Annotated in this window: 23 protein-coding genes, 1 other RNA gene and 1 pseudogene; 11 read left to right on the top strand and 14 right to left on the bottom strand. The window is 65.5% G+C overall.

Going from position 1 to position 24,934, the window contains the following annotated elements; all coding sequences use genetic code 11:
* Together AB0L58_RS40740 and AB0L58_RS40745 are read left to right on the top strand one after the other, a co-directional pair.
* Window positions 1-249 (top strand): annotated as a pseudogene (locus tag AB0L58_RS40740) (cytochrome P450); the annotation flags it as partial.
* A gap of 243 nt (window positions 250-492) precedes the next feature.
* On the top strand, window positions 493-717 hold the full coding sequence (locus AB0L58_RS40745; protein ID WP_364396291.1) for a hypothetical protein: 225 nt from the start codon (window positions 493-495) through the stop codon (window positions 715-717).
* 116 nt (window positions 718-833) lie between these two features.
* On the opposite strand, the gene ssrA is transcribed toward AB0L58_RS40745, so the two are convergent.
* The 11 genes from ssrA to AB0L58_RS40800 form a co-directional block, all read right to left on the bottom strand.
* Window positions 834-1,204, bottom strand: a transfer-messenger RNA (tmRNA) gene (gene ssrA / locus AB0L58_RS40750).
* A 246-nt stretch (window positions 1,205-1,450) separates the two neighbouring features.
* Window positions 1,451-2,314, bottom strand: coding sequence for a DMT family transporter (locus AB0L58_RS40755; RefSeq protein WP_364396294.1), 864 nt, complete (start codon window positions 2,312-2,314; stop codon window positions 1,451-1,453).
* Entirely contained in the window at window positions 2,311-2,784 is a 474-nt protein-coding gene (gene smpB, locus AB0L58_RS40760; RefSeq protein WP_364396297.1) for an SsrA-binding protein SmpB, read from the bottom strand. Before smpB ends, AB0L58_RS40755 begins: the two co-directional genes overlap by 4 nt.
* Window positions 2,785-2,835: 51 nt before the next feature.
* The gene (locus AB0L58_RS40765) at window positions 2,836-3,081 is read right to left on the bottom strand and encodes a hypothetical protein (protein WP_364396300.1); all 246 of its coding nucleotides are present in this window, start codon (window positions 3,079-3,081) and stop codon (window positions 2,836-2,838) included.
* A gap of 53 nt (window positions 3,082-3,134) precedes the next feature.
* Window positions 3,135-4,214, bottom strand: coding sequence for a metallophosphoesterase (locus AB0L58_RS40770; protein ID WP_364396303.1), 1,080 nt, complete (start codon window positions 4,212-4,214; stop codon window positions 3,135-3,137).
* A gap of 8 nt (window positions 4,215-4,222) precedes the next feature.
* Window positions 4,223-6,097 carry a DNA helicase RecQ gene (recQ, locus tag AB0L58_RS40775; protein WP_364396306.1) on the bottom strand — a complete coding sequence of 625 codons (1,875 nt, stop codon included), beginning with the start codon at window positions 6,095-6,097 and terminating at the stop codon, window positions 4,223-4,225.
* Between the two features lie 169 nt (window positions 6,098-6,266).
* Window positions 6,267-7,172 (bottom strand): permease-like cell division protein FtsX, encoded by a 906-nt coding sequence (ftsX, locus tag AB0L58_RS40780; protein ID WP_364396309.1) that lies wholly within the window; start codon window positions 7,170-7,172, stop codon window positions 6,267-6,269.
* Window positions 7,172-7,861 (bottom strand): cell division ATP-binding protein FtsE, encoded by a 690-nt coding sequence (gene ftsE / locus AB0L58_RS40785; protein ID WP_364396312.1) that lies wholly within the window; start codon window positions 7,859-7,861, stop codon window positions 7,172-7,174. The genes ftsX and ftsE overlap by 1 nt, the downstream gene beginning before the upstream one ends.
* Before the next feature lie 215 nt (window positions 7,862-8,076).
* Window positions 8,077-8,934, bottom strand: coding sequence for a mechanosensitive ion channel family protein (locus AB0L58_RS40790; RefSeq protein WP_364396315.1), 858 nt, complete (start codon window positions 8,932-8,934; stop codon window positions 8,077-8,079).
* Window positions 8,935-10,050 carry a peptide chain release factor 2 gene (gene prfB, locus AB0L58_RS40795; protein ID WP_364396318.1) on the bottom strand — a complete coding sequence of 372 codons (1,116 nt, stop codon included), beginning with the start codon at window positions 10,048-10,050 and terminating at the stop codon, window positions 8,935-8,937.
* A gap of 64 nt (window positions 10,051-10,114) precedes the next feature.
* Window positions 10,115-10,972 carry a helix-turn-helix transcriptional regulator gene (locus AB0L58_RS40800; protein WP_364396320.1) on the bottom strand — a complete coding sequence of 286 codons (858 nt, stop codon included), beginning with the start codon at window positions 10,970-10,972 and terminating at the stop codon, window positions 10,115-10,117.
* A gap of 130 nt (window positions 10,973-11,102) precedes the next feature.
* On the opposite strand from AB0L58_RS40800, the gene AB0L58_RS40805 reads away from it, so the two are divergent.
* Both AB0L58_RS40805 and hisN read left to right on the top strand, forming a co-directional pair.
* The gene (locus tag AB0L58_RS40805; protein WP_364396323.1) at window positions 11,103-11,690 is read left to right on the top strand and encodes an NAD(P)H-dependent oxidoreductase; all 588 of its coding nucleotides are present in this window, start codon (window positions 11,103-11,105) and stop codon (window positions 11,688-11,690) included.
* Between the two features lie 128 nt (window positions 11,691-11,818).
* The gene (hisN, locus tag AB0L58_RS40810; protein WP_364396326.1) at window positions 11,819-12,601 is read left to right on the top strand and encodes a histidinol-phosphatase; all 783 of its coding nucleotides are present in this window, start codon (window positions 11,819-11,821) and stop codon (window positions 12,599-12,601) included.
* 37 nt (window positions 12,602-12,638) lie between these two features.
* Here hisN and AB0L58_RS40815 read toward each other — a convergent pair whose 3' ends face one another.
* The 3 genes from AB0L58_RS40815 to AB0L58_RS40825 form a co-directional block, all read right to left on the bottom strand.
* Complete coding sequence (locus AB0L58_RS40815; RefSeq protein WP_364396329.1) at window positions 12,639-13,178, bottom strand: GNAT family N-acetyltransferase; 540 nt, start codon at window positions 13,176-13,178, stop codon at window positions 12,639-12,641.
* A gap of 9 nt (window positions 13,179-13,187) precedes the next feature.
* On the bottom strand, window positions 13,188-14,153 hold the full coding sequence (locus tag AB0L58_RS40820) for an SMP-30/gluconolactonase/LRE family protein (protein ID WP_364396332.1): 966 nt from the start codon (window positions 14,151-14,153) through the stop codon (window positions 13,188-13,190).
* Window positions 14,154-14,427: 274 nt separating this feature from the next.
* The gene (locus AB0L58_RS40825; protein ID WP_364396335.1) at window positions 14,428-16,188 is read right to left on the bottom strand and encodes a glycosyltransferase family 39 protein; all 1,761 of its coding nucleotides are present in this window, start codon (window positions 16,186-16,188) and stop codon (window positions 14,428-14,430) included.
* A gap of 133 nt (window positions 16,189-16,321) precedes the next feature.
* Between AB0L58_RS40825 and AB0L58_RS40830 the strand changes: the two genes are divergently transcribed.
* From AB0L58_RS40830 to AB0L58_RS40860, 7 genes are all read left to right on the top strand, one after another.
* Window positions 16,322-17,713, top strand: coding sequence for an acyl-CoA dehydrogenase family protein (locus AB0L58_RS40830; protein WP_364396338.1), 1,392 nt, complete (start codon window positions 16,322-16,324; stop codon window positions 17,711-17,713).
* Window positions 17,714-17,746: 33 nt separating this feature from the next.
* Complete coding sequence (locus tag AB0L58_RS40835; protein ID WP_364396340.1) at window positions 17,747-18,967, top strand: acyl-CoA dehydrogenase family protein; 1,221 nt, start codon at window positions 17,747-17,749, stop codon at window positions 18,965-18,967.
* Window positions 18,968-19,069: 102 nt separating this feature from the next.
* Window positions 19,070-19,909, top strand: coding sequence for an SDR family NAD(P)-dependent oxidoreductase (locus AB0L58_RS40840; protein WP_364396343.1), 840 nt, complete (start codon window positions 19,070-19,072; stop codon window positions 19,907-19,909).
* Window positions 19,910-20,021: 112 nt separating this feature from the next.
* On the top strand, window positions 20,022-20,648 hold the full coding sequence (locus AB0L58_RS40845; RefSeq protein ID WP_364396346.1) for a hypothetical protein: 627 nt from the start codon (window positions 20,022-20,024) through the stop codon (window positions 20,646-20,648).
* A gap of 98 nt (window positions 20,649-20,746) precedes the next feature.
* The gene (locus tag AB0L58_RS40850; RefSeq protein WP_364396349.1) at window positions 20,747-21,256 is read left to right on the top strand and encodes a helix-turn-helix domain-containing protein; all 510 of its coding nucleotides are present in this window, start codon (window positions 20,747-20,749) and stop codon (window positions 21,254-21,256) included.
* Between the two features lie 190 nt (window positions 21,257-21,446).
* A complete protein-coding gene (locus AB0L58_RS40855) occupies window positions 21,447-23,069 on the top strand; it encodes an acyl-CoA synthetase (protein WP_364396352.1) in 1,623 nt (540 codons plus the stop codon).
* A 142-nt stretch (window positions 23,070-23,211) separates the two neighbouring features.
* The gene (locus AB0L58_RS40860) at window positions 23,212-24,870 is read left to right on the top strand and encodes an acyl-CoA synthetase (protein WP_364396355.1); all 1,659 of its coding nucleotides are present in this window, start codon (window positions 23,212-23,214) and stop codon (window positions 24,868-24,870) included.
* The last annotated feature ends 64 nt before the right edge of the window (window positions 24,871-24,934 follow it).

The raw sequence follows: 24,934 nt of genomic DNA on the forward strand, positions 1-24,934 counted from the left end.
ATCCGGACCGAGAATCGCACAGGCAATCGCTCGCATCTGGCGTGGGGCATCGGCCCACACGCCTGCCCCGCGCAGTCGCTGGCCTACCTGATCGCCAAGGACGCCATCGATCAGCTTCTCGATGCGCTGCCCGAGATCCGGCTCGCCATACCGGCCGACGAAGCGGCTTGGCGGCCTGGCCCCTTCCACCGTTCTTTGGTGGCTCTACCGGTCACTTTCCCCCCCTCTGCTCCGTTGAACGAATACTGAGAATCGCGCAATCTCCCGCGCGCGTGGAAGCGACCGTCGGCTGCCGAGTTGAATGGGCAGGCGTCGGGTGCCGGCAGCCCTCCCCCGCCGGTTCCGGCGCCGCACCCGTCGACCACCTGCGCGGCCAGGTCGTTGTATCCGTCGACCGGCTCCGCCAGTCGGAACCACGCGGCGTGCACACGAGGGTCTCCGGCGTTCGTGTAGGTCATGAGCACGGTATCGGCACGAACCTGGGCGTCGGCGATGCGATCGATCACCGATCCGAGCGTCTCGGTGCCCCTGACGGTGCTGCGGTATCTGCTGCTCGGTCCACACGTCGATCGCATGCACGAGATAGCCACGCTCATCACCATTCTCGGGCGCCGCAACCGGATTCCTCGGGGCGGCCCGGTGCCGGCCGGCGAAGAGCCACGCCCACTGCGCCGGGCCAAACAAAACAGCTCAGGCCCGGTTGAAAACCGACCCTGACCTGGTGTTTCGGAAGGCTGCGGCGGAATGTGGTCAAAATGTGGGCACAGCGCCGATTCTTGAGGCAGTCAGCGCATGAAAAAGGCCCCTCACCTGCCGTAACAGGTGAAGGGCCTTCGTGGAGCTGCCGGGAATCGAACCCGGGTCCTCCGCCGCGTCTTCAGGGCTTCTCCGTGTGCAGTTCGCTAGGTCTCTGCTTGGATCTCCGGGTCTCGCGAACAAGCTCGGATGACGATCCCAGTCGCTGTTGGATGTCCCGCCCGGCTCCGCGACCGAGTCAGACGGTAATTCCCTCTAGCTGATGCCAGTACCCGGGTCGAGGGACGAACCCGGACTGACAGAGACGCCTGCTACTTAGGCAGCGAGGGCGTACTCGCGCTGATTGGAATCGGCGCTTAATTGGTTGCAACGACGCTTACGGTGGTCTCTTGCCTGCACCGACACGCTTCCCCTAAATCTACGTACGCAGTCGAAACCGTTCAGCCCCGTACGTCCCGACACCTTGTCGGGCTAGTTACTTTAACACTCGGCCATGCCGTGTTCATTCCATTATCCGCGCGGCGCGAATCACGGGCCCGACCTGCAGATATCCGGTCGCCCCCGAGGCAGGCCAGCCCTGCTACCCGAGCCGGACCAAGATCAAGGTGCAGCCATGGCGTCCTCGGCCCGGAACGCTCCGCCACGAGTGCGTCTCGATCTCGGTCGAGCACTGGATGGTCGAGGGAAAACGCGATCACGCCGCCGCGATCAACCCGACCGAGGCGAGTGCCAGCACCATCCCGACCCGCTGCTGGCGGCCGACCCGCTCGCCGAGCAGCACCATCGCCAGCAGGACAGTTGCCGCGGGGTACAGCGAGCCGATGACGCTCACCAACGACAGCAGCGAACCGTGGAAGGCGTACAGCAATGCCGCATTCGCGATGGTGTCCAGCACCGCGACATAGGCGGCCAACCGCAGTGGTTCACCACGCAACGGCTGGAACTCCCCAGCTGATAATGCGATCAGCCAGACCATCGGACTTGCCGCGCCGCGCTGGGCCAGCAGCGGCCAGACCCCGGCACTCGCGTGGGTTTCGTGCAGGAAGACGAAAGCGAGTCCGAAGGCGGCGCCAGAGCCGATGGTTAGCATCGCGACTTTCCTGGTGAAACGCAGCTCACGCCCGCCGGTGATCTCCTCGGTGACGTCATCGGGCGACTCGCGGCTCACCAGGTACACCGCGCCGAGCGCGAACACGATGCCAGCGACCGCCAGCGGGCCGGGGCGCTCGCCTATCACCAGACCGACCAGCACCGGAATACCCGCGACCAACAAGGCCGTCAGCGGCGACACCACCGCCATCGGGCCGCTGGCCAGCGCGGCATAGAACCACCACACCGCGAAGCCGCTCGCCACACCGGCCGCCAGGCCCCAGAGCATCGATGCGGTGTCCGGGGTGCCACCGATCAGCGGTAACAGCACGAGGACGAACAGTGTCGACATCGGATAGGAGACGACGACGACGCGCAGGGCGGTCACCCGCCGCGATGCGACACCACCGAAGAAATCACTCACGCCGTAGCCGACCGCGGCCAGCAGCGCCAGTAGAACAGCGGTCAACGCATGCCTTTGATCCGCCGCCCCAGTTCCCGGGTGACCTCACGCTCGGCGGTGCGCTTGGCCATATCCTGTCGCTTGTCGTAGTCCTGCTTACCCTTGGCGAGCGCGAGTTCGACCTTGACCTTGCCGTCGGAGAAGTACATCGACAGCGGCACCAATGTCTGGTTGCCCTCGCGCGATTTGCCGACCAGCCGCTCGATCTCGCGCTTGTGCAGCAACAGTTTGCGCACCCGGCGCGGCGAGTGGTTGGTCCAGGTGCCGTGGCTGAACTCGGGAATGTGCAGACCCCGTAGCCACACCTCACCGTTGTCGACGGTCGCGAAGGCGTCCACCAGCGAGGCCTTACCCTCGCGCAGACTCTTGACCTCGGTACCGACCAGCGCGATCCCGGCCTCGTAGATGTCCAGGATCGTGTAGTTGTGCCGCGCCCGGCGGTTGGTCGCGATGACCTTGCGCCCCTTCTCCTTCATAACGGTCAACTGTAAGTGACCGGGCAACCGGTTTATTCCGCGCCTGTTCCGCTAGCCACCCGGCCGGACCGCGAGGTACAGCACGAACACCGCGATGAAGGCCGCGATCAGCAAGACCGTGGTCATACGTGGCACACCGCGCGGACGCGGCGGAGGCGGCGGGCGGTGGCGCAGCCATGTGGAATCCACCGCGGGGTCGTGGGTGCCGCGCCGATACGGCGGCGGATCGCCAGGGTCCGTGGACGGTGAGCTGCCCAGGTCGGGCCCGTCGTCGGTGGGGCCATCACCGTGTGCCATAGCGTGCACGGTAGCCGCCGAACCGGTTCGATGCCGGGCAATTTCATTGCGATTCAGGCAATTCGGCGGGTGAACGCCGCGTCGGCACCTCCGCTCGCGAGATCGACGGTGACCACCGTGAGGTCGACGGTGCTCGCGGTGAGGTCCATGACCATGAAGCCGAGTTCGTGATAGTTCTCGAACAGAGCCGCGTTGCCGGAGCCGTCGGAATTCAGCTTCGGTTCCGCGGCAACGGTTTTCGCGGCCGCGCCGGAGACGAGTTGACGGGTGCCCTTCGATGCCGCGGTCGGCTCGAGTACCTGCAGCGAGTGATCGTGTCCGGAGAGGATGAAGTGGCATTTGCCGACGACATGGTCCTCGAAGAACTGCTTCGCGTGGATGCCGTTGATCGGTGCCACGGCCAGCCCCTCGTAGCGGCCCGCGTCACCGTGCGGACCGTTGTTCAGGTAGGGATGGTGGGTACCGGCGATCTTCCACTGCGCGGGTGATTCGGCGATCGCGCGGTCGAGCCAAGCGCGCTGCTCGTTCATGAACTGACCGTCGACCGCCCAGTACGGATCGAGGAGCGGCGGGATATAGGCGGCGAGCGGGTTGACGTCCAGCACAAAGAATTCGACCACCGGCTGTTGCTCGGGTACCCGCACCGAGTAGTACCGGCTCGGCATCCACCAGCGCGGCGAATTCGCATGGTATTCGACCTCGCTGTTGCCGCGTAGCAGCCAGCCGCCGTCGCCGCCGAGCACCGAACTGTTGTCGTGATTGCCGAGCACCATCAGCCACGGGAAATCCAGTCCCGCATTGGGGTCTTCGAATTTGTCCGCGAACTGACCATCGACCGCGCTGTTCGGTCCGCTCTCGTAGATATTGTCCCCGAGGCCGAGGGCGAGCGAAAACGGTTGGCGGCGATGGTAATCCCGCATGGCATCGGCGACGGCCCACTGAGTACGGGTGCCGGTGCCCGCATCGCCGGTGACGAGCACCCGCACATTGCGGCCGGTCGGGAAGTCGAATTTGGTGACGCCGCCGGCGACCGGAACCGCCTCGGCGGGCGAAAGCCCGACCAGCGATACACCGGCCGCGGCGGTGGCCGCGACCGCCAGAAAACCGCGCCGCCCGATCAGACTGTCGTTCACCCTGCTCCTCACTGTCCGGCCAGGACGGCGAGTACTCCTTCGCCGTACTTGGCCAGTTTGTTCTCACCGACACCGCCGACCGTCCCGAGTTCGGACAGGCTCGCGGGCTTGCGTGCGGCGATCTCCCGGAGCGTCGCGTCGTGGAATACGACGTACGCGGGTACACCCTGCTCCTTGGCCGTCGCGGCCCGCCATTCACGCAGCTTCTCGAAGACCGGCACGTCCGCGGAAGCCAAGTCGGCAGCCGGGGATTTGCTCTTGGCCGCCTTGGGTGTCCTGGCCGGTTTGACCGCACGCTCCGGTTCGCGGCGCAACAGCACTTCCCGGCCGTCGAACAGCACCTCGTTGCTGGCCTCGGTGAGGATGAGCACGCCGTAGTCGCCGTGCACGGCGAGTAATCCCTGTGCGAGCAGTTGCCTTATGACACCGCGCCATTCGACATCGCGCAGATCGGTGCCGATGCCGAAGACCTTCAGCTCATAGTGAGCATGTTGCAGCACTTTGGGATTCGATTTGCCGAGCAATATGTCGACGATATGGCCCGCGCCGAAGCTCTGTCCGCGTTCACGTTTCAGCCGCAGCACCGTGGAGAGCACTTTCTGTGCGGGCACCGTGCCGTCCCAGGATTCCGGCGCGGTCAGGCAGGTGTCACAGTTACCGCACGGCCGTCCCGACTGTCCGAAGTAGGCCAGTAGCTGAGTTCGCCTGCAGGACACCGTTTCACACAGCGCGAGCATCGCGTCCAGATGCAGCTGCAGTTGTCTGCGGTGGGTGGCGTCGCCGTCGGAGGAGTCGATCATCTTGCGCTGCTGGACCACATCGGCGAGTCCGTAGACCATCCAAGCGGTCGACGGCAGCCCGTCGCGACCCGCGCGCCCGGTCTCCTGGTAGTAGCCTTCGACCGACTTGGGCAGATCGAGATGGGCGACGAAGCGCACGTCGGGCTTATCGATGCCCATGCCGAAGGCGATGGTCGCGACCACGACGAGGCCGTCCTCCCGCAGGAACCGCGCCTGGTTGGCGGCACGGGTACGCGAATCCAGGCCCGCGTGATACGGAACCGCCTCGACACCGTTCTCGGTCAGGAAGGCCGCGGTCTTCTCGACGGAATTACGCGACAGGCAGTAGACGATGCCCGCGTCCCCGGCGTGCTCGGTCGTGATGAATTCCAGCAGCTGCCGGTCCGGCCGGTTCTTGGGTTCGATCCGGTACTGGATATTGGGCCGGTCGAAGCTGGCGACGAAACGTCGGGCCGAGCCGAGATCGAGGCGCTCGATGATCTCGTCGCGAGTCTTCGCCGTTGCGGTCGCGGTGAGCGCGATGCGCGGCACCTCCGGCCAGCGCTCGTGCAGCATCGACAGGCCCAGATAGTCGGGCCGGAAGTCGTGGCCCCACTGGGATACGCAGTGCGCCTCGTCGATGGCGAACAGCGCCACCTTGCCGCGATCCAGCAGGGCGGCGGTCGACTCCAGACGCAGCCGCTCGGGCGCGAGATACAGCAGATCCAACTCCCCCGCGACGAACTGCGCCTCGACCATCCGCCGCTCATCCGGGAATTGCGTCGAGTTCAGGAATCCGGCGCGCACGCCGAGCGCGCTGAGCGCGTCCACCTGATCCTGCATCAAGGCGATCAGCGGTGACACCACCACGCCGACGCCCGGCCGCACCAGCGCGGGCACCTGATAGCACAGCGACTTACCGCCACCGGTCGGCATGAGCACCAGTGCGTCCCCGCCACCGACCACCTGCTCGACGATCTCCCGCTGATCACCGCGAAAGCTCTCGTAGCCGAACACCCGGCGTAGAACCTCTTGTGCCGCACCGGATTCGGCGACCGGGGCGCCGTCGGTCAATACAGCCGCGAAAGCATCGGGAGATTCCACGCGGCCCATCCTACGAGTGCGGTCGGACATCGGAATCCCCATATCGGCGCGGATACCAGGTGACCCGCCGAGTTGCCCACATGTGGACAACTCGATTTCGATCACCGCACGGCCAGGTCATCGGATACCCGCTGACGGCCTCGCACAAGGTACATGCGAGGCCATCAGATCAGTCGCGCACGTAGTAGCGCAATGTGCCATAGGCCGTGATCGCGGCGAACAGAATACCGAGCGGCCCAATGGTCAAGGACACCAGTGCGATGTCCTCGCCGGTGAGGTGCGGGAAGACATTGCTGCTGAACAGCGCGCCGAGACCACGATTCACCACCAATGGTTGCGCGAGGAACAACCCGACAACCGCCAGAATCGACCCGGCCAGGGCCGCGACCACCGCTTCCAGGAGGAACGGCAACTGCGTGTACCAGCGCGTCGCACCGACCATCCGCATGATGCCGACCTCCTCGCGGCGGCTGAAGGCCGCGATCTGCACCATATTCGCGATCAGCAGCAGCGCGGCCAATGCCTGCAGTGCCGCCAACCCGAACGCCGCATTCCGCAGGCCGTCGAACACCCCGACCAAACGGTCCACGGTGTCCTTGTCGTTGAGTACGCTCTGGATCCCGTCCTTACCGTTGAACGACTGGTAGATCCGCGGGTACTGATCGGCATCGGTCATCTTCACGCGCAACGACGCGGGCAGCCGGGTGTCCTTGATCATGTCCAGCATTTCGGGCTGATCCTTGAAGGTCACCTCGGTGGCTTCCTTCATCGCCTCGTCGCTGTTGACGAACTGGACCGACACCACACCGTCGGTCTTCTTCAGATCCGACATCAGCTGCTGACACGGATTCAGCGAACAGTCCTGGTCGGTCGCCGAAACCAGATCGGTGAGGTAGAGCCGGATCTCGACCCGATCCATGAAGTAGTTCTGGGTCTTGTCCGCGATCCGCAGCGCCAGCAGACCGCCGCCGAGCATGGTCAGCGATACCGCGGTGGTCAGGATCATCGCGATGGTCATCGTCACATTGCGACGCAGACCGGTGAGGACCTCGTTGAGCAGGAATCCAGCGCGCATTACCGGCCCACCCCGTAGACGCCGATCGCGTCGTCGCGGATCAGCCGGCCCCGGTCCAACTCGACCACTCGCTTACGCATCGCGTCGACGATGTGATTGTCGTGTGTGGCCATCACCACGGTGGTACCGATGCGGTTGATCCGCTCCAGCAGCAGCATGATGTCGCCGCTGGTGTCGGGATCGAGGTTGCCGGTCGGCTCATCGGCCAGCAGGACCAGCGGCCGGTTCACAAAGGCCCTCGCGATCGCGACGCGCTGCTGCTCACCACCGGACAGTTCATGCGGCAGCCGATCGGCCTTGCCGCCGAGCCCGACCATATCCAGCACCTCGGGCACCGTCCGGTGGATGAACTGGCGCCGCTTACCGATGACCTCCAGGGCGAACGCCACATTCTCGGCGACGGTCTTCTGCTGCAGCAGCCGGAAGTCCTGGAAGACACAACCCATGCGCTGACGCAACTTCGGCACCTTCCGCCCGGGGAGCCGGTCGACCCGGAAGTCGGCGACCCGGATTTCGCCCGCGGTCGGGGCCTCCTCCTTGAGCAGCAGTCGCATGAAGGTCGACTTGCCCGAACCGGACGGGCCGATGATGAAGACGAATTCGCCCTTGCGCACATCGACGGTGATGTTGTCCAGCGCGGGTCGCGTCGAGGTCTGATACGACTTGGTCACGTTCCGCATAGCGATCACGGCTAGCCAGTGTAACCAGCAACCGTTGTGCGTCCAGTCGGAACATCGTGGTCGAGCGACCCGCAAGCAATCGCTATTGGCCGGATGTAGCCGTATTCAACACCGCGGGAACAATGTTGAGTTTCTCGGGCGATGTCACAGTCGATTGCTCGGGCTTGACGAACAGGTACAGCACGAAAATGGCGATCCATGATGCCATCAGGATCGCCGTGGATCTACGCGGTCTCACTGATTCCCTCCCGGCGCAATGCCGCGGCGACTCGCACCCGCAACTCGCGACCGACCTCGAACTGTTTGCCTGGCAATGTTCGGGCAACCATCCGAATATTCATTTGGTCCACTGTCAGATCTTCGACGCCCATCACGGTGGGCTCGTCGAGCAGCAGCGGCTTCAATCTGCCGTCCTCGTACGCCGTTGTACCGACCTCGTGCAGGATCTCGTTGATCCTGGTGATATCGACGCTGGCCGCAACCGGAACATCGATCGCGGCACGCGCCCAATCCTTCGACAGATTCGTCACTTTGACGATCTGGCCATTGGGCACGGTGATCACCTCACCGTCGGCATTGCGCAATGTAGTGATGCGCAGCGTGACGTCCTCGACGGTACCCTCGGCCTGCTCCGCGGATCCAGTGACCGCGATGCGAACCACATCACCAAATCCGTACTGCCGCTCGGTAATCAGGAAAAATCCGGCAAGGATGTCCTGCACGATCCGCTGTGCGCCGAAGCCGAGTGCGGCACCGAGCACCGCCGCGGGCGCGACCAGACCGGTGACCGCGAAACCCAGCCGCCGCAGCACCTCCATGCCGACGAGGACATACACGACGGTCAGCAGCACCCAGGTGACCACCTGTGCCAGGGCGTGCCGATGTTTGGCCGCCTCGGTACGCACCAGTGCGTCGCTGCTGCGGAATCCGGCGTCGATCCTGCGGGTGATCCGATCCCGGACAAAGGTCGCGAAGCGGCTGAACAGCACCGCGCCGAGGATCAGCAGGATGATCTCTAGACCCGAGGACCGCAGCCAGGTGGTGATATCGGAGGACGTGGAGAAAGCCTGGGGTACGTCCAACTAGCTCGCCTGCTCTCGCATCCGCCAACGAATTCCGGATTCGATGAAACCATCGATATCGCCGTCGAGCACGGCAGTCGGATTGTTGACTTCATAGTTGGTACGCAGATCCTTGACCATCTGGTACGGGTGCAGCACATAGGAGCGCATCTGATTGCCCCAGGAGGCACCTTCGTTGGTCTTGAGCGCATCCATCTCGGCGCGCTCCTCCTGCCGCTTGCGCTCGAGCAGCTTCGCCTGCAACACCCGCATGGCCGAAATCTTGTTCTGCAGCTGGGATTTCTCGTTCTGACAGGTCACCACGATGCCGGTGGGGATATGTGTGAGCCGCACCGCGGAGTCGGTGGTGTTGACGCTCTGGCCGCCCGGACCCGACGAACGGTAGACATCGACCCGGACCTCGCCCTCGGGAATTTCGATGTGGTCGGTGGTCTCGACCACGGGTAGCACTTCGACCTCGGCGAAGGAGGTCTGACGGCGGCCCTGGTTGTCGAACGGGCTGATCCGGACCAGGCGGTGCGTGCCCATTTCCACCGAGAGGGTGCCATAGGCATATGGCGACTTCACCGCGAAGGTCGCGCTCTTGATGCCCGCCTCCTCGGCGTAAGAGGTGTCGTAGACCTCGACGGTGTACTTGTGTCGGTCCGCCCAGCGGATGTACATGCGCATCAGCATCTCGGCCCAGTCGGCGGCATCCACACCACCCGCGCCGGAGCGGATATTGACCAGCGCCTCACGCTTGTCGTACTCGCCGGAGAGCAGGGTGCGGACCTCCATGGCCTCCACATCGCTGTGCAGCGTAGCCCGCTCGGCATCGGCGTCGGCGAGGGCGGCCACTCTGGCCTCGCCCTCTTCTTCCTCGGCCAATTCGTACAGCACGGATAGATCGTCGAGGCGCTGGCGCAGTTCCTCGACCCGGCGCAACTCGCTCTGGGCATGCGACAGCTCACTGGTGACCTGCTGCGCATGCTCCTGGTTGTTCCACAGATCGGGGTCGGCGGCCTGGTGCTCGAGTTCATCGATCCGTCGACGCAGCTCCTCGACATCGAGGACCGACTCGACGGTCTTGAGTGTGGCGTCGAGTTCGGCGAGGTCAGCGGAGACGTCAGGATGCACGATGCTCAAGCCTACTGGGCGGGGTGAAGACGATGAAACACGCGGTGGTGTGGGGGTGCCGACCTCAGCCGGACACCGCTCGCAGCCCGCCGGGGCGGCGACCGGCGAGAGAGTCGAGGGCGGCGGCGGTGGCGTCGTCGGCGGGGAGGTAGACGATGAGCTGCTGATCGTCGTCGGCGGAGAGTTCGAGGGTTTCGTAGGTGAGGCGCAGATTGCCTGCCGCGGGGTGGGTGAGGCGGGTGGTGCCGGTGGCGGCGGCGAGGCTGGGGACGGATTCGACGCGGCGGGTGAATTCGGCACCGGCGGCGACGGTGAGTTCGTCGGCCAGGGCGGCGATATGCGGGTCGGTGCGGAACGGGCCCTGTTTCAATGCGGCGACCAGTTCGTCGGCGACGTGGTCCCAGTCGGGATAGGCGGTGCGGGCCCGCGGGTCGGTGAAGGCGAACAGGGCGAGATTGGCGCGGTGTTCGTGGTCGAGCAGTCCGATCGGCGCCATCAGGCGCTGATAGCCCTCGGTCCAGGCGAGCACCTCGCGCAATCGGTTGACGACCAGCGCGGGCGCGGGTTCCAGGCGATCGAGAACGGCGCGGACCGCTGGGCGCACCTCGCGCGGTGGTTGCGCACCGCCCATACAGCTGAAACCCGGATCGGAGCTCTTGGTGAGACGGTGCAGGTGGATGCGTTCGCTCGGGGTCAGGGCGAGGGCATCGGCGAGTGCGGACAGCACCGGCGGTGAGGGTCGCCGGTCGCGCCCCTGCTCGAGGCGGGTGATGTATTCGACACTCACACCGGCCAAGGTCGCCAGTTCGGCGCGACGCAGGCCGGGGGTTCGGCGGCGCGGCCCGGTCGGCAGACCGACCTGGGCCGGTGTCACCGCCTCCCGTCGGGTGCGCAGGAAAAGCCCCAACTCGTTGTCGCTCACTCCTCGACCGTACAAGCGCGGTCGGCGCCGAGGGTGTCCCTGCCACTACCACTCTTCGCGCGGTCTTCCTGGTCGCGATGCCGGGCCGCAGATTGGGACTCGAACAAATTCGACATCGAAGGAGAACACCATGTCCTTGAAGCTCGCGGTGATCATCGGCAGCGTCCGGGAAGGACGCTTCGCACCGACCGTCGCCAACTGGTTCGTCGAGGAGGCCGCCCGGCACGGACGGTTCGAGATCGACTTGATCGATCTGGCGCAGGCCGACCTGCCATTGGCGCTGCCCGCCGTTTCCCCGGCAATGGAGCCTGATCCGCAACGCCCGGCCGGGATGATCGACCTGAGCAAGCGGCTCGGTGCGGCGGACGCATTCGTCATCCTCACCCCGGACTACAACCGCAGCTACCCGGCCGCGCTGAAGGCCGCCATCGACTGGCATTTCACCCAATGGGACAGCAAGGCAATCGGTTTCGTCGGCTACAGCGGCGCGAGCGGCGGTCTGCTCGCCATCGAACACCTGCGGCAGGTCTTCAATGAACTCAACGCCCACACCGTGCGCAACTACGTCAGTTTTCCTCGCTACTACCTGCTCTTCGACGGCGAAGGCAAACTCGTCGACCCGACGGAACCCGCCGCGGCCGCGCAGGAAATGCTCGACCAACTCCACTGGTGGGCGAGTGCCCTCGCGGCCGCCCGCTCCATCCCCGCCGTCGCGTAGCCGGCAGCCGAGGTCGACGCATAAGCACTGACCGCCCGCATGCGGTCCGACCTATGCGAGACGGGCACTGCTCACGCAGCAGCGGGGAGGCGTCGGGCGGGACAGCGGGCGGACGATAGGGTTCGGGGGTGGCTGGATACTCCTCCGATCTCGAACTTGCGCTGCGGTTGGCCGATGAGGCCGATGGGATTACCCGGGGGCGGTTCGGGGCGTTGGATCTGCGGGTCGATGCGAAACCGGATCTGACGCCGGTCTCGGATGCGGATCTGGCGGTGGAGAAGGCGATACGCCAGGTCCTCGGGCAGGACCGGCCGGGGGATGCGGTGCTCGGTGAGGAGTTCGGCGGTGACGTCGAGTTCACCGGACGGCAGTGGGTGATCGATCCGATCGATGGCACCAAGAATTTCGTGCGACGGGTGCCGATTTGGGCGACATTGATCGCACTGCTCGACGACGGCGTTCCCGTGGTCGGCGTGGTGAGTGCGCCCGCGTTGGCGCGGCGATGGTGGGCGGCGACCGGTTCCGGCGCCTGGGCCAGCGTCGATTCCGCGGCGGCGAAACCGATTTCGGTCTCCGCGGTCGGTGATCTCGGTTCGGCCAGCCTCGCCTTCTCCAGTCTGTCGGGTTGGCGCGAGCGCGGTCTGCGCGAGAAGTTTCTCGACCTCACCGACGCGGTATGGCGAGTCCGCGGCTACGGCGACTTCTTCACCTACTGCCTGCTCGCCGAGGGCGCGGTCGATATCGCCACCGAACCCGAAGTCTCCCTGTGGGACCTGGCCGCCCTCGACATCCTCGTGCGCGAAGCGGGCGGCCGCTTCACCTCCCTCTCGGGCGTGCCCGGCCCACACGGCGGCGACGCCATCGCCACCAACGCCCTTCTGCACGACGCCGTCCTCACCCACCTGAACTGAGCCTCGAGCATGTACTGATGTCGAGCGGCCATTGCCATCAGTGCATGCTCAGTGACTTCTCCATCAGCACCACGTGGGTCGTGCCGTGGAATTGCGGGGGAAGTTCGGTTTCGCGGACTTCGGTGAAGCCTTGGTTGGTGTAGTACTTGCGGAGGACCGGGTTGTCGGCGGCGGTGTCCAGACGTTGTAGTGGGATGCCGTTTGCCAGCGTGCGGTTGGCACAAAAGCGCAGGATGCGGGTGCCGAGGTCGTTGCCGCGGAATTCGGGGGCGACCATGAGCCCGTGGATGTAGCCCGCCGGAGTATCGTCCTCGCCCCAGAATTCCGGGTCGCGCCAGACGATGCGGACGGCGGCGGCCAGGATCTCCGGGCTGTCGCGCCAGACGAACCATTCGCCGCGCTCGGCCTCCTCGGCCACCGTCGCGGCGGGATATTCGCCGGGCAGCCATTGGCCGATGCCGTTGTCGACCATCCACTGCGCGAGGCGATCACGCAGCTGGGCGATGTCGTCGGCATCGGCCGGAGTGGCCACGATCATCGGTGCGGGTTCGGGGGCAAGCGAGTCGGGTTCGGGCACGGTCTCTTTCTATCGCCTCGAATCGGCCGGAGTCAGGTCGATGCCTGCGGGCGGACGCATGCGACGCAGCGTCCCGTCCATGCTCGTCACGAACAGCGCCCACCCGTCACCGTCCCGAGCGATGCGCACGGAGGTGGCACCGTCTGGCGGATTGCGCAGCGGGCCGGGCTTGATCAGCCCGGTGATGATTGTGCAGCCAGTCCCGGTGGCCGGGTCGAGCTGGTAGACCGCGCCTTGGATGTGATCGGCGACGAAGAGCTGACCCGCGCGGGTCGCTTCCATATCGTCGGGCAGCGCAACCAGATCGGGAGCGCCGGCGACGACCGTCGGATTGTCGGGATCGTCGAGCGGGACGCGGAAAACGCGCAGCGTCATATTGTCGGTGTAGATCGACTTACCGTCGGGGGCGAGCGCCAGCCCATTGGACCACGGCACGTTGGACCAGGTCTTGGTGTACTCCCCGGTCGACGGCCGATACCGCGAGATGCCGGTCGGCGGGCCGGTGATGCCGATGGTGGCGAATACGAGGTCGCCGTCGGGTAATTCGAGCAGTCCGTTCGGACCGTTCAGCTCGGTGAGCAGAATCGTCAGCGCGCCGGTGTCGATGTCATAGCGCCGCAAGGTGCCCGGCGCCTCCGCCACACCATCGCCGGTGACGAAGTACACGGACCGTCCGACGACCCGTACGCCTGCCGGATGATCCAGACCGGTCACCAGTTTCTCGAACCTGCCCGCGGCATCGATATGAGCCAGGTAACCATCGACGATTCCGGTGACATAGAAACCGCCGGCCCCGTCGGTATCGAGATTCTCCAGATTCCCGACCCCGCTGACGATCGTCGTAACGTCCCACCCCTCCGCGCACGACCCGGCGGGCGGCTCCGCGCCGGCGGTCGCTCCGGAGATGATGCCCGCGGTAATCGCCGCGGTAAGCAGTGTTGTGCTCAGTCGCCGACTCCGCGGCCGTCTTGCCATGCGGCACAACCTAACAGCCGCGCTGGAATGTTGCCCGGGACGGACCGGCCGCCCCGGGCAACACGACTCACGGAACGAACAACATGGCGATCATATTGAGAACCCCGGAGACGAGCTGATCGACAATGCGAAGAACCATGACATCTCCTTACATGTGCAGCGGTATCAGCCTCGACGGAAAGACATAGCCGAGCACTGTGGACGGCACCTATGTAGATAGGCGTCGATCGGTCTTCGTTGCGGTCGGGCTCGTGGATGGCTTCATCCGGACCGTTCAGCTCAGATGTTTCGCCGCAGGCCACATTTCGGACAGGGGTACTCGCGGTTTGCGACAGATGAACAGCGGTCGGCCCTGTTCGTCGTTGTCGATGCCGAGACCGTTGTCGATCCGACCGGCGGGTTCGACTTCGGCGAAATACGGAGTCAGGTGGTCACGATCGAGGCCGACGGTAATGACCGCGGTGGCTGTATCACCGGGCGGGCCCCACCACCAGTAGGAGTTGTGGCCGCTGTGCGGAGTCGGCAGTCCGTACTCGCCGCCGAAGCGTTCGATAGCGCCCGCCTCGCCGTAGTTGTCGGTAAAGATGGCGATATCGGGTCCGAGCGTCGCCCGCACCTCGGCGATTCGGCGCACCAATTGCGGCCAGCCGATGGTTTCGCCGGCGTCGTAGTTGATCGCGAGGACCGGTGAATCCTTCAGTACCGCCACGGGTAATACCGGCAGGAACAGCACAGCCGAGACCATCGCGTTCACCGCGATCACCGAACCCACGGCCGTCCAACGGATTCGCCGACTACCCAACCAGGCGGCGACCGGTACGGCACCGGCGGCCAACAGCACCGGATACATCCCGCCCAGGTAATACGCCTTACCGCCGCTGACCAGGAATACGACGAACAGCACCGCATACGCGACCGGAAATGCGCGCCGACGCCGATCGCGCCACAGCCGCCAGAGCCCGAATGCCCACAGCGGCACCAGCAATGGACCCATCAGCCCGAATTGCGCCAGCACGAACGTCACCGGTGAATCCGAGGTTCCGGAGGATCCGCCCGCGATCGCCCGACTCATGTCCCACTGCGGCCAGCCATTGCGCCACTGCCACCACAGATATGGCAGCCAGATCACCAGCGCCAGCCCGACCGCCATCGGAAAGTATCCGGTGGCGAATATCTTTCGCGGGCCGACGAGCACCAGCGCGAGCACCAGCGCCGCCACCGGGAAGATCAGCAGCACCTTGTTCTGCAATCCGATCCCGACAACCAGCCCCACCCCGAGCCACCACCCACCGATACCGGCGCGCCCACCCAACCCCACCCGACCACCCGCACGCCCGCGCTCATCCGCCACCGCACGACCACTCGCACCCGCACGCTCATTCGGCGCCAGTCGGCCCCCATGCGCTTCCGCCACGTCACGACCGCCCGTACCCCCGCGCAATGTCGACGCCGACCGACCAGCCATTCCTGTGCGCTCATTCAGCACTGCACAACCCCCACCCGAATCCTCGCGCCCGTCCGTCATCGCACGACCACCACGCATGCCCCGGCCCGCATCCACCTCGGGTCGCCGCCCGGTTCGGTCGACCCCCCAGCCCTGCGGGTCGCGCAGCAATACCAGCACCAGCAGACATACCAACATCCACGCCGCCATATCGAACGACGCGGTACTCAGCAGGTGACCTATCCCCAGCACCATCGCAGCACTCGCGGCGGCAACCGACGCCAACACCTGGGCCCCGCGACCACCGCCGAGTTCGCGGGCCATCAGCCCCGCGGTAACAACAACAAGGGTCGCCGCCGCGATCGACGGAAGCCGCAGCAGCAGTAACGAATCGGCATCGATTGCCGACATCGCGCGGGCCAGTAGTGGGGTCAGTGGCGGCTGATCGGGGTAGCCCCGATCCAGATGTCTGCCCGCTGCGAGAAAGTACAGCTCGTCCCGGTGATAGCCGTAGCGCGTGGCGAATGCGGTGAGTAGTGCGGCGAACAGCACAGCGACGACGGACAGCTGTCGTCCCGCGATTGTGGGCACTTGTCCAGCCTGACACAGTTCGGCGACGTATTCTGCACCTCGACGCACTTCTTACTCTGGAGTAAGATAGTCTTACTCAGGAGTAAGATAGCCGGGGAACAGACCTCACCCACCCACCCGAGAAAACCAGGTGATGATGAGCACTCGAGACAGCGCAACGAAGCGACGTCCAGACACGTCCGCGGTCGGCCTGAACCACCCCAAACGGGACTGGATGGGCGCGGCAATGCGGGTGATGACGACCCTTACCGGGTCGGAGCTCGCCGAGAAGTACAACCTGCGCAAGCCGATCGAGCGGGTCACCTACGAAGGCACGAAGACCGGCTTCCGCACGCTCGGTGCCGCCACCCGCGCATTCGGCAGGGTCGCCGGTGGCGGCGCGCCGAAACGCTTGGCGGACAACGAGTCCAAGACCAAGGACTTCTTCGACCTGACCCCGAGCGACGAGCAGCAGATGATCGTCGAGACGGTGCGGGAATTCGCCGCGGAGATCCTGCGTCCGGCCGCCTATGAGGCCGATAGCGCCGCCAAGGCGCCGCGCGACCTGTTCGAGCGCGCCGCCGAACTCGGCATCACCCTGATCAATGTGCCCGAGGAGTTGGAAGGCGCGGCCGCCGAGCGCGGCGCGGTCACCAACTCGCTGGTCGCGGAGGCGCTCGCACACGGCGATATGGGGCTGGCGCTGCCGATCCTGGCGCCGAGCGGTGTGGCGATCGCCCTGTCCCAGTGGGGTACCGATGCACAGCAGCAGACCTATCTGCCCGCCTTCACCGGCGAGAATGTGCCGCAGGCCTCGGTCGTGATCAGCGAGCCGCGGGCCCTGTTCGACCCGTTCGCCCTGCAGACCAAGGCGACCCGCGTCCCAAGCGGCTACCGCATCAACGGTGTGAAGAGCCTGGTCCCGGCCGCGGGTGATGCCGAACTGTTCATCGTGGCCGCCGAACTCGACGGCCGCCCCGCCCTGTTCATCGTGCCGTCGGACAGCCAGGGTCTGGTCGTGGAGACCGATCCGAGCATGGGTCTGCGCGCCGCCGGCCTCGGTCGCCTGCTGCTCAACGATGTCGCCGTCGGCACGGACGCCATCCTCGGCGACGGCGATGCCATGACCCGTGCCGAGGAGTACGCCGACGCGGTGCGCCTGGCCCGGCTCGGCTGGGCCTCGCTGGCCATCGGCACCGGACAGGCCGTGCTCGATTACGTGATTCCGTATGTGAACGAGCGCGAGGCATTCGGCGAGCCGATCTCGCATCGCCAGGCGGTGGCGTTCATGGTCGCGAATATGGCGATCGAACTGGACGGCCTGCGGCTGGTGACCCTGCGGGGTGCGTCCCGCGCGGAGCAGGGGCTTTCCTACGCCCGCGAAGCGGCACTGGCCCGCAAGCTCGCCACCGACAAGGGCATGCAGATCGGCCTCGACGGCGTGCAACTGCTCGGCGGCCACGGCTTCACCAAGGAACACCCGGTCGAGCGCTGGTACCGCGATCTGCGGGCCATCGGCGTCGCCGAAGGTGTCGTGCTCGTCTGACCGGCTGATTCCTTACTTCCAGGAGATATCACCATGATCAATCTCGAACTCCCCAAGAAGCTGCGGGCCAGCGCCAACCAGGCCCATCAGGTCGCCCAGGAAATCTTCCGGCCGATCTCGCGCAAGTACGACCTCGGTGAGCACGAGTACCCGGTCGAGCTGGACACCATGGCCGCCATGGTCGAGGGCCTCGCCGATTCCGGCACCCAGAAGATCGGCGGCGCGGCCGGTGGTCGTTCCGATGCCGACGAGCATGCCACCGAGTTGCTCGGAAACTCCAACGGCGGCAATATGTCCGCACTGCTGAACGCGCTGGAGACCTCCTGGGGCGACGTCGGCCTGATGCTGTCGATCCCCTACCAGGGTCTCGGCAATGCGGCCATCGCGGCCGTCGCCACCGATGAGCAACTGAAGCGCTTCGGCAAGGTATGGGCCTCGATGGCCATCACCGAACCGTCCTTCGGCTCCGACTCGGCCGCCGTCACCACCACCGCCGTACTCGACGGCGACGAGTGGGTGCTCAACGGCGAGAAGATCTTCGTGACCGCAGGCCAGCGCTCCACCCACATCGTGGTGTGGGCCTCGGTGGACCGCAACCTCGGCCGTGCGGCGATCAAGTCGTTCGTCGTGCCGCGGGATGCTCCCGGACTTTCGGTGGCCCGGCTCGAGCACAAGCTCGGCATCAAGGCCTCCGATACCGCCGTACTGCTGTTGCAGGACTGCCGGATTCCGAAGGACAACATTCTCGGCAGCCCGGAAGTCAACGTGGAGAAGGGTTTTGCCGGGGTCATGCAGACCTTCGACAACACCCGACCCCTCGTCGCCGCGATGGCGGTCGGTGTCGCGCGGGCGGCGCTCGAGGAGTTGCGCGCCATCCTGAAGGACGCGGGCATCGAACCGTCCTACGACGTCCCGGCCAACAACCAGCCCGCGGCCGCCGCCGAATTCCTGCGGATGGAGGCCGATTACGAGGCGGCGTACCTGCTGTCGCTGCGCGCCGCGTGGATGGCCGACAATAAGAAGCCGAACTCCCTCGAAGCCTCGATGTCCAAGGCCAAGGCGGGCCGCACCGGTACCGATATCACCCTCAAGGCCGTCGAACTCGCGGGCACCATCGGCTACTCCCAGCGCACACTGCTCGAAAAGTGGGGTCGTGACTCGAAGATCCTCGACATCTTCGAAGGCACCCAGCAGATCCAGCAGCTCATCGTCGCCCGCCGCGTCCTCGGCAAGACCAGCGCCGAGCTGAAGTGATGCCGAACTAGCAAGTGCTACAGGGGAACCGGTGCGACTCGCGCCGGTTTCTTGTTTCCGCCCGACTGGAGGGCGATCGGGGCGGATGGCAAGGTTGTCCGCATGGGTGCAGATATTACTTCGCGCCGCTGGCTGATCACCGGAGCCAATAGCGGATTCGGCGCATCGTTCGTGCGGGCGGCGCTGGCGGCAGGCGACGATGTCATCGCGGCGGTGCGACGGCCGGAGACGATGGACGAGGTAGTCGCCGCAAATCCGGGTCGGATCACGGTGGTCGCCTTGGACGTTCGGGATGCCGATGCCGCCCGCCGCGCCGTCGAGGCCGCGGGGCGCATCGATGTGCTGGTGAACAACGCCGGGTACGGCATTGTCGGTGCGATCGAGGAGACCAGCGACGCGGAACTGCGCGATGTCATGGAGGTCATGTTCTATGGACCGCTGAACCTGACCCGGCTGGTGCTGCCGCAGATGCGCGAACGACGCAGTGGCGCAATCGTTCAGGTGAGCAGCATGGGCGGCTTTCTGTCGTTCGCGGGTGTCGGCGCATACTCCGCCGCCAAGGGTGCGCTGGAGCTGGCTTCGGAAGCCCTGGCCGCCGAGGTGAGTTCGCTCGGGATTCGGGTACTGATCGTCGAACCCGGTTCCTTCCGAACCTCTTTCGCCGGACCGGCGCTGCGCATGAGCGCCGAGATCGCCGATTACGCCGACACCGTCGGCAGCACTCGTGGCAACCTCGCCGACAGCGATCAGCAGCAAGAGGGCGATCCGGAGAAGGCCGCCGCGGCCGTTGTGGCGGTGCTGAGCATGGCCGAACCGCCGCTGCGGTTGGCACTCGGCGCGGACGCGGTCGGTGCGATCCGCGGCAAGCTGGCCGCGGTCGCCGACGACCTGGACGCCACCGCCCACCTCGGCCTCACGACTGCGGTCACCGAGAATTCATGATTGTTCGCGGCACCCGCCGAAAGCGGTGAAGTAACGCACGGTATCTTGCCAGCTGAGAATCAGCGGACGAATTCCATCGAGCAGTACCAAGAACCCCAACAGGAGACTGGTTATGCACAGGCTGGGTTTGATACGTCGCTTCACCGCCGCGGTCGCGGCCACCACCGCATTCATCGTCGTCTTCGCGGGTCATGCCACGGCCGAGCCGACGACATTCGACTGGAATGCGGCCACACAGCAATTGCGTAAGGCCGCCATCGGAAATCCCGGCGCCGAACAGGCCGTGGCTCGGCTGCTGGCATCCGGACAGGTCGCCACTCGGGTGGCGTTGCCCGCACAGCCGTTCCAGATCCCGGCGCAATCCGACATCGGGCGCGGTGACGGGCCGGGCGTATACGGATCCGGCGTCGCGCTCGGCTACGACGGGTTCCGATTCGGATTTTTCGGCGGACCGGGCGCGATCGCACCGAATCAGGCCGGGGCCAGGCTCGAGGTCCTGTGGGTCAATCTGTCCAATGGCCGCAGCGGCACCGAGGTGATCTCCGAGCACAACGACGCCACGGTCGACACCACCATCCGCACCCGCCCGCTCGACACCGGTGCCGGTGTCATCGTCGGCGCGGTCTACGGCACCCTCTTGCACCGCTGGCCCGTCCCGGTCAGCGACGCCAACCCGGACGGTTTCCAATACAAACTCGCAACCATCTCGATCCCGTCGTTCGGATCCGTCTACAACTGACGATCAAGCGAAAGCCCGGCACGGAGATCCGTGCCGGGCTTTCGCTTCGCATCAACTAGCCATTGCCAGCATTTACGTAACTCCGTAGATTTGCGCTCGTGAGCGTGGAGGACCGACTAGCGAAGCTCGAACGCCGACTCGCGGCCAAGGACCTCATCAAGGATGGCAGCGGGCAAGCGAGTGGATCCGCCCCGCAAGGTGGATGGGCGCTGCGGCGGCTTCATGAAGAGTTCGCGAATGCGGACCAGCGCAATGGCGGGGTGATGTTCGCCGGTTCGGGCTCATTACCGAGCATGGAACAGTTCGACTGGCAGGTCCAGTTCAGTACCGATGACATCGTCGGCTACGACTGGGACGATGCCGCGGAATGCCTCGCCGCCCTTGGCAGTCCGGTCCGCCTGCGCATTCTTCGGGAGATCCTTCGGGGCAGCAGAACTGCCGCCGAACTCACAGACCTCGGCGAGGTAGGCACCTCTGGCGAGATCTACCACCATCTCCGTCAACTAGCAGCTACCGGCTGGCTGCACACCGTTGGCCACGGCCACTTCGAAATCCCCCCGAGTCGGGTCGTCCCTTTGCTGGTCGCGCTGGCTACCGTGCGGAGGTGACCGAGCTCGAGTGGAACCGGTGGCGGGAGCTTCGCGTTCGGGTGCCGTGGTTTCCACGTGATCATCTGTCCAGCCCGCCTGGCGTCAGATGTGATATGAGTCATAGCGCTGATACGGTTGGTGAGACAGAACGGTGGTTCAGATCGCTTGGGCGAGTGCCGACGCGAGTTGCTGGTAGAGGTGGTCGACGATGAAGTTGGCGCATGCGCTGGAGGTTGTGAAGGCACTCGGGGTGCTGCGGGCGCGCGGGGTGAGCGATCCCAAGAAGCCGCTGGAAACCCTGCGGACGGCGAAGGAATCGCAGGTCTACGGGCCGCAGGCGACCTTGATTCGGCATTCGGCGCGAGTCGCGCCCGATGCACCTGGACTGGTCGACGAGCGCGGCGAACTGACCTATCGACAACTCGACGAGCAGTCGACGGCGATCGCGCGCGGGCTGCGCACGAATCTGACCGAGGGTTCCGTGGTCGGTGTGCTGGCCCGCGACCATCGCGGCCTCATCCTGGCGATGGCCGCGGCGGGCAAACTCGGCGTGCGGGTCGCGCTGATGAATACCGGCTTCGCGAAACCGCAATTCGCCGAGGTGTGCGAGCGGGAGCAGGTCAAGGCGGTCCTGCACGACAGTGAATTCCTCGGCCTGCTCGACGCGCTGCCGCCAAGTCTGCCGCGCTACCTCACCTGGGTCGACGAGGGTACCGAATTGCCCGAAGGCGCGCAGACTCTCGACGATCTCATTGCCGCCAACTCGACCGCCGACCTGCCCGCCCCGTCCAAGCCGGGCGGTTTCGTCATCCTCACCAGCGGCACCACCGGCTTGCCGAAGGGCGCGCCGCGCAGCAAGGTGACCCCGCTGGCCACCGCGCAGATGGTGGACCGGATTCCGTTTCCGGTCAGGGGAGCTCAGGTCATCGTGTCGCCGATCTTCCACAGCACCGGTCTCAGCACCTACCTGGTCGGCTCCGCGATGAGCAATAAGGTGGTGGTGCGCCGCCGCTTCGACGCCGAGGCCACGCTGCAGATGGTGGCCGATCACAAGGCCGAAATGCTGGTCGCGGTGCCGACCATGCTGCACCGGATGACCGAACTGGCACCGGAGATCCGCGGCAGATACGACACCACCTCGCTGAAATGCATTCTGCTCGCCGGTTCGGCGCTCTCGCCGGAACTGTGCGTCAAGGCCACGCAGATCTTCGGCCCGGTGCTGTACAACCTGTACGGCTCGACCGAATGCGCCGTGGCCACCGTCGCGAATCCGGACGATCTGGCCATCGCGCCCGGCACCGTCGGCCGAGCGCCGATTACCTGCGAGGTCCGGCTCTACGACGATAACGACAAGCAGGTCAGCGCGATCAACACGACCGCACGCATCTTCGTGCGCAGCGGTGCGCCGTTCGAGGGCTACACCGACGGCAGGCATAAGCAGATCATCGACGGCTATATGTCCAGCGGCGATGTCGGCCACTTCGACGAGCACGGGCTGCTGATGGTGGACGGCCGCGATGACGACATGATCGTCTCCGGCGGCGAGAACGTCTTCCCGCAGGAGGTCGAGAACCTGCTGTTGGAGCGACCCGATGTGTTCGACGCGGCGGTCGTCGGCGTCGACGACGCGGAATTCGGTAAGCGCCTGCGCGCCTTCGTGGTTCCCGAGGCCGGTCACGCCCCCGACGGCGAGGAGATCAAGGCCTACGTCAAGGAGAATCTGGCCCGCTACAAGGTGCCGCGCGAGGTCGTCTTCCTCGATGATCTCCCGCGCAACCCCACCGGAAAACTGCTGCGCCGGGTGCTCGTGGAGTACGAAGTCAACGCATAGATCTGGGCAGCCATCGGACGACTGAGATACATGACACAGCGAGTCACAGACGCTTGCTATTGTTAGCGACAGCACTGGATCTCGAGGTTGCGGTCCACCTCACCCCCGGTCCCGGTGGGTGGACCGCGGAAGGCGTTGTCGAATGTCTCTATCCCTGCCTGCGTTGAACGACTCCGTCCGGAAAGCGGGCGATTTCGCCCAGGGCGTGAACGTCATGGTCAAGCGGCATTTGTTCAATCCGCTCCGACCCGATCACGCGGCACGGTCCGCGTTCAATGTGCTCAAATTCGGCCCGTTCGCCGGTGTCGTCATGCACGCGGCGCAGACCCGACCGGATGCGGCAGCCATTGTCGACGAGCGCGGCGAGGTCAGCTTCGGCCAGCTCAACGACCAGTCCAGTGCGCTGGCCCGCGGATTCGAAGCCCACGGCATCAAACCCGGTGATGTGGTGGCGCTCCTGGCGCGCGACCATCGCGGCATGGTGCTGAGCCTGCTCGCGACCGGCAAGCTCGGTGTGCGCACGGTATTGATGAATACCGGCTTCGCGAAACCGCAGTTCGCCGATGTGGCCGCGCGCGAGAACGTCAAGGCCGTGCTGCACGACAGCGAATTCGTCGACCTGATGAGCGCGATCCCGGCCGAGATCCCGCGGGTGCTCACCTGGGTGGACGAGAAGGACAATGTCGATCCATCGGTCCCGACCATCGAATCGCTGATCCAGGGCCGCTCCACCGCGCCGGTGCCCGCACCCGCCAAGCCCGGCGGCACGGTCATCCTCACCAGCGGCACCACCGGAACGCCGAAGGGCGCACCGCGCGATCGGGTCAGCCCGTTCGCCTCGGCCCAATTCGTCGACCGGGTACCGCTGCCCGATAACGGAACCATGATCATGGCCGCGCCGATCTTCCACGGCACCGGACTTTCCCAGTTCACCCTGGGGCTTGCCCTGGGCAACCGGGTGATCTTCCAGCAGCGTCGGTTCGATCCGGCGCAGACGCTCGCGAATATCCAGCGGTACCAGGCGGATTCGCTGGTCGTGGTGCCGACCATGCTGCAGCGCATCCTCGATCTCGGCGACGAGGTGCTGGCCGAGTACGATCCGCGCAGCATCAAGGTGATCTTCGCGGCGGGTTCGGCCATCGCACCCGATGTCGTCACCCGCACCCTCGACTACTTCGGCGACAGCCTCTACAACCTGTACGGCTCCACCGAATGCGCGGTCATGACCGTCGCCACGCCGGAGGATCTGCGCAAGGCCCCGACCACCGCGGGCAAGGCACCGGTCGGCATCCGGATCGTGCTGCTGGACGAGAACCGCAAGCCGATCACCGAACCGAATGTGACCGGCACCATCTTCGTGGACAACGGTTTCGCCTTCACCGGCTACACCGACGGCCGCACCAAAGAGATCGTCGACGGCATGATGAACAGCGGCGACGTCGGACATTTCGACACCGAGGGCCTGCTCTACATCGACGGCCGCGACGACGACATGATCGTCTCCGGCGGCGAGAACGTCTTCCCGCTCGAGGTGGAGAACCTGATCGCAGGCCGCGACGATATCTTCGAGGCCGCGGTGGTCGGCGTGGACGATCGCGAATTCGGCAAGCGGTTGCGCGCGTTCGTCGTTCCCGGTCCGGACTCCAAGCGTGACGCACAGGAGATCAAGGATTACGTCAAGACGAATCTGGCGCGGTACAAGGTGCCGCGCGAGGTGATCTTCCTCGATGAGCTGCCGCGCAATGCGACCGGCAAGTTGCTGCGCAAGCCGTTGATCGAGATGGAAATCGACGCGGACTGATTTCGGCTTTCGGATTTCTTCCATCCGGAAACTCGACGCATCCCATGAATTCCGGACCGCGCTC

The sequence above is a fragment of the Nocardia sp. NPDC052112 genome (assembly GCF_040680135.1).
Lineage (GTDB): Bacteria > Actinomycetota > Actinomycetes > Mycobacteriales > Mycobacteriaceae > Nocardia.

What these genes read in the sequence shown, in the direction of transcription:
- AB0L58_RS40745 (WP_364396291.1), top strand. Translation starts at nt 493, where the DNA reads ATGCGATCGATCACCGATCCGAGCGTCTCGGTGCCCCTGACGGTGCTG.
- smpB (WP_364396297.1), bottom strand. Translation starts at nt 2,784, where the DNA reads ATGAAGGAGAAGGGGCGCAAGGTCATCGCGACCAACCGCCGGGCGCGG.
- AB0L58_RS40765 (WP_364396300.1), bottom strand. Translation starts at nt 3,081, where the DNA reads ATGGCACACGGTGATGGCCCCACCGACGACGGGCCCGACCTGGGCAGC.
- ftsX (WP_364396309.1), bottom strand. Translation starts at nt 7,172, where the DNA reads ATGCGCGCTGGATTCCTGCTCAACGAGGTCCTCACCGGTCTGCGTCGC.
- AB0L58_RS40805 (WP_364396323.1), top strand. Translation starts at nt 11,103, where the DNA reads ATGTCCTTGAAGCTCGCGGTGATCATCGGCAGCGTCCGGGAAGGACGC.
- AB0L58_RS40820 (WP_364396332.1), bottom strand. Translation starts at nt 14,153, where the DNA reads ATGGCAAGACGGCCGCGGAGTCGGCGACTGAGCACAACACTGCTTACC.
- AB0L58_RS40830 (WP_364396338.1), top strand. Translation starts at nt 16,322, where the DNA reads ATGATGAGCACTCGAGACAGCGCAACGAAGCGACGTCCAGACACGTCC.
- AB0L58_RS40835 (WP_364396340.1), top strand. Translation starts at nt 17,747, where the DNA reads ATGATCAATCTCGAACTCCCCAAGAAGCTGCGGGCCAGCGCCAACCAG.
- AB0L58_RS40840 (WP_364396343.1), top strand. Translation starts at nt 19,070, where the DNA reads ATGGGTGCAGATATTACTTCGCGCCGCTGGCTGATCACCGGAGCCAAT.
- AB0L58_RS40845 (WP_364396346.1), top strand. Translation starts at nt 20,022, where the DNA reads ATGCACAGGCTGGGTTTGATACGTCGCTTCACCGCCGCGGTCGCGGCC.
- AB0L58_RS40855 (WP_364396352.1), top strand. Translation starts at nt 21,447, where the DNA reads ATGAAGTTGGCGCATGCGCTGGAGGTTGTGAAGGCACTCGGGGTGCTG.
- AB0L58_RS40860 (WP_364396355.1), top strand. Translation starts at nt 23,212, where the DNA reads ATGTCTCTATCCCTGCCTGCGTTGAACGACTCCGTCCGGAAAGCGGGC.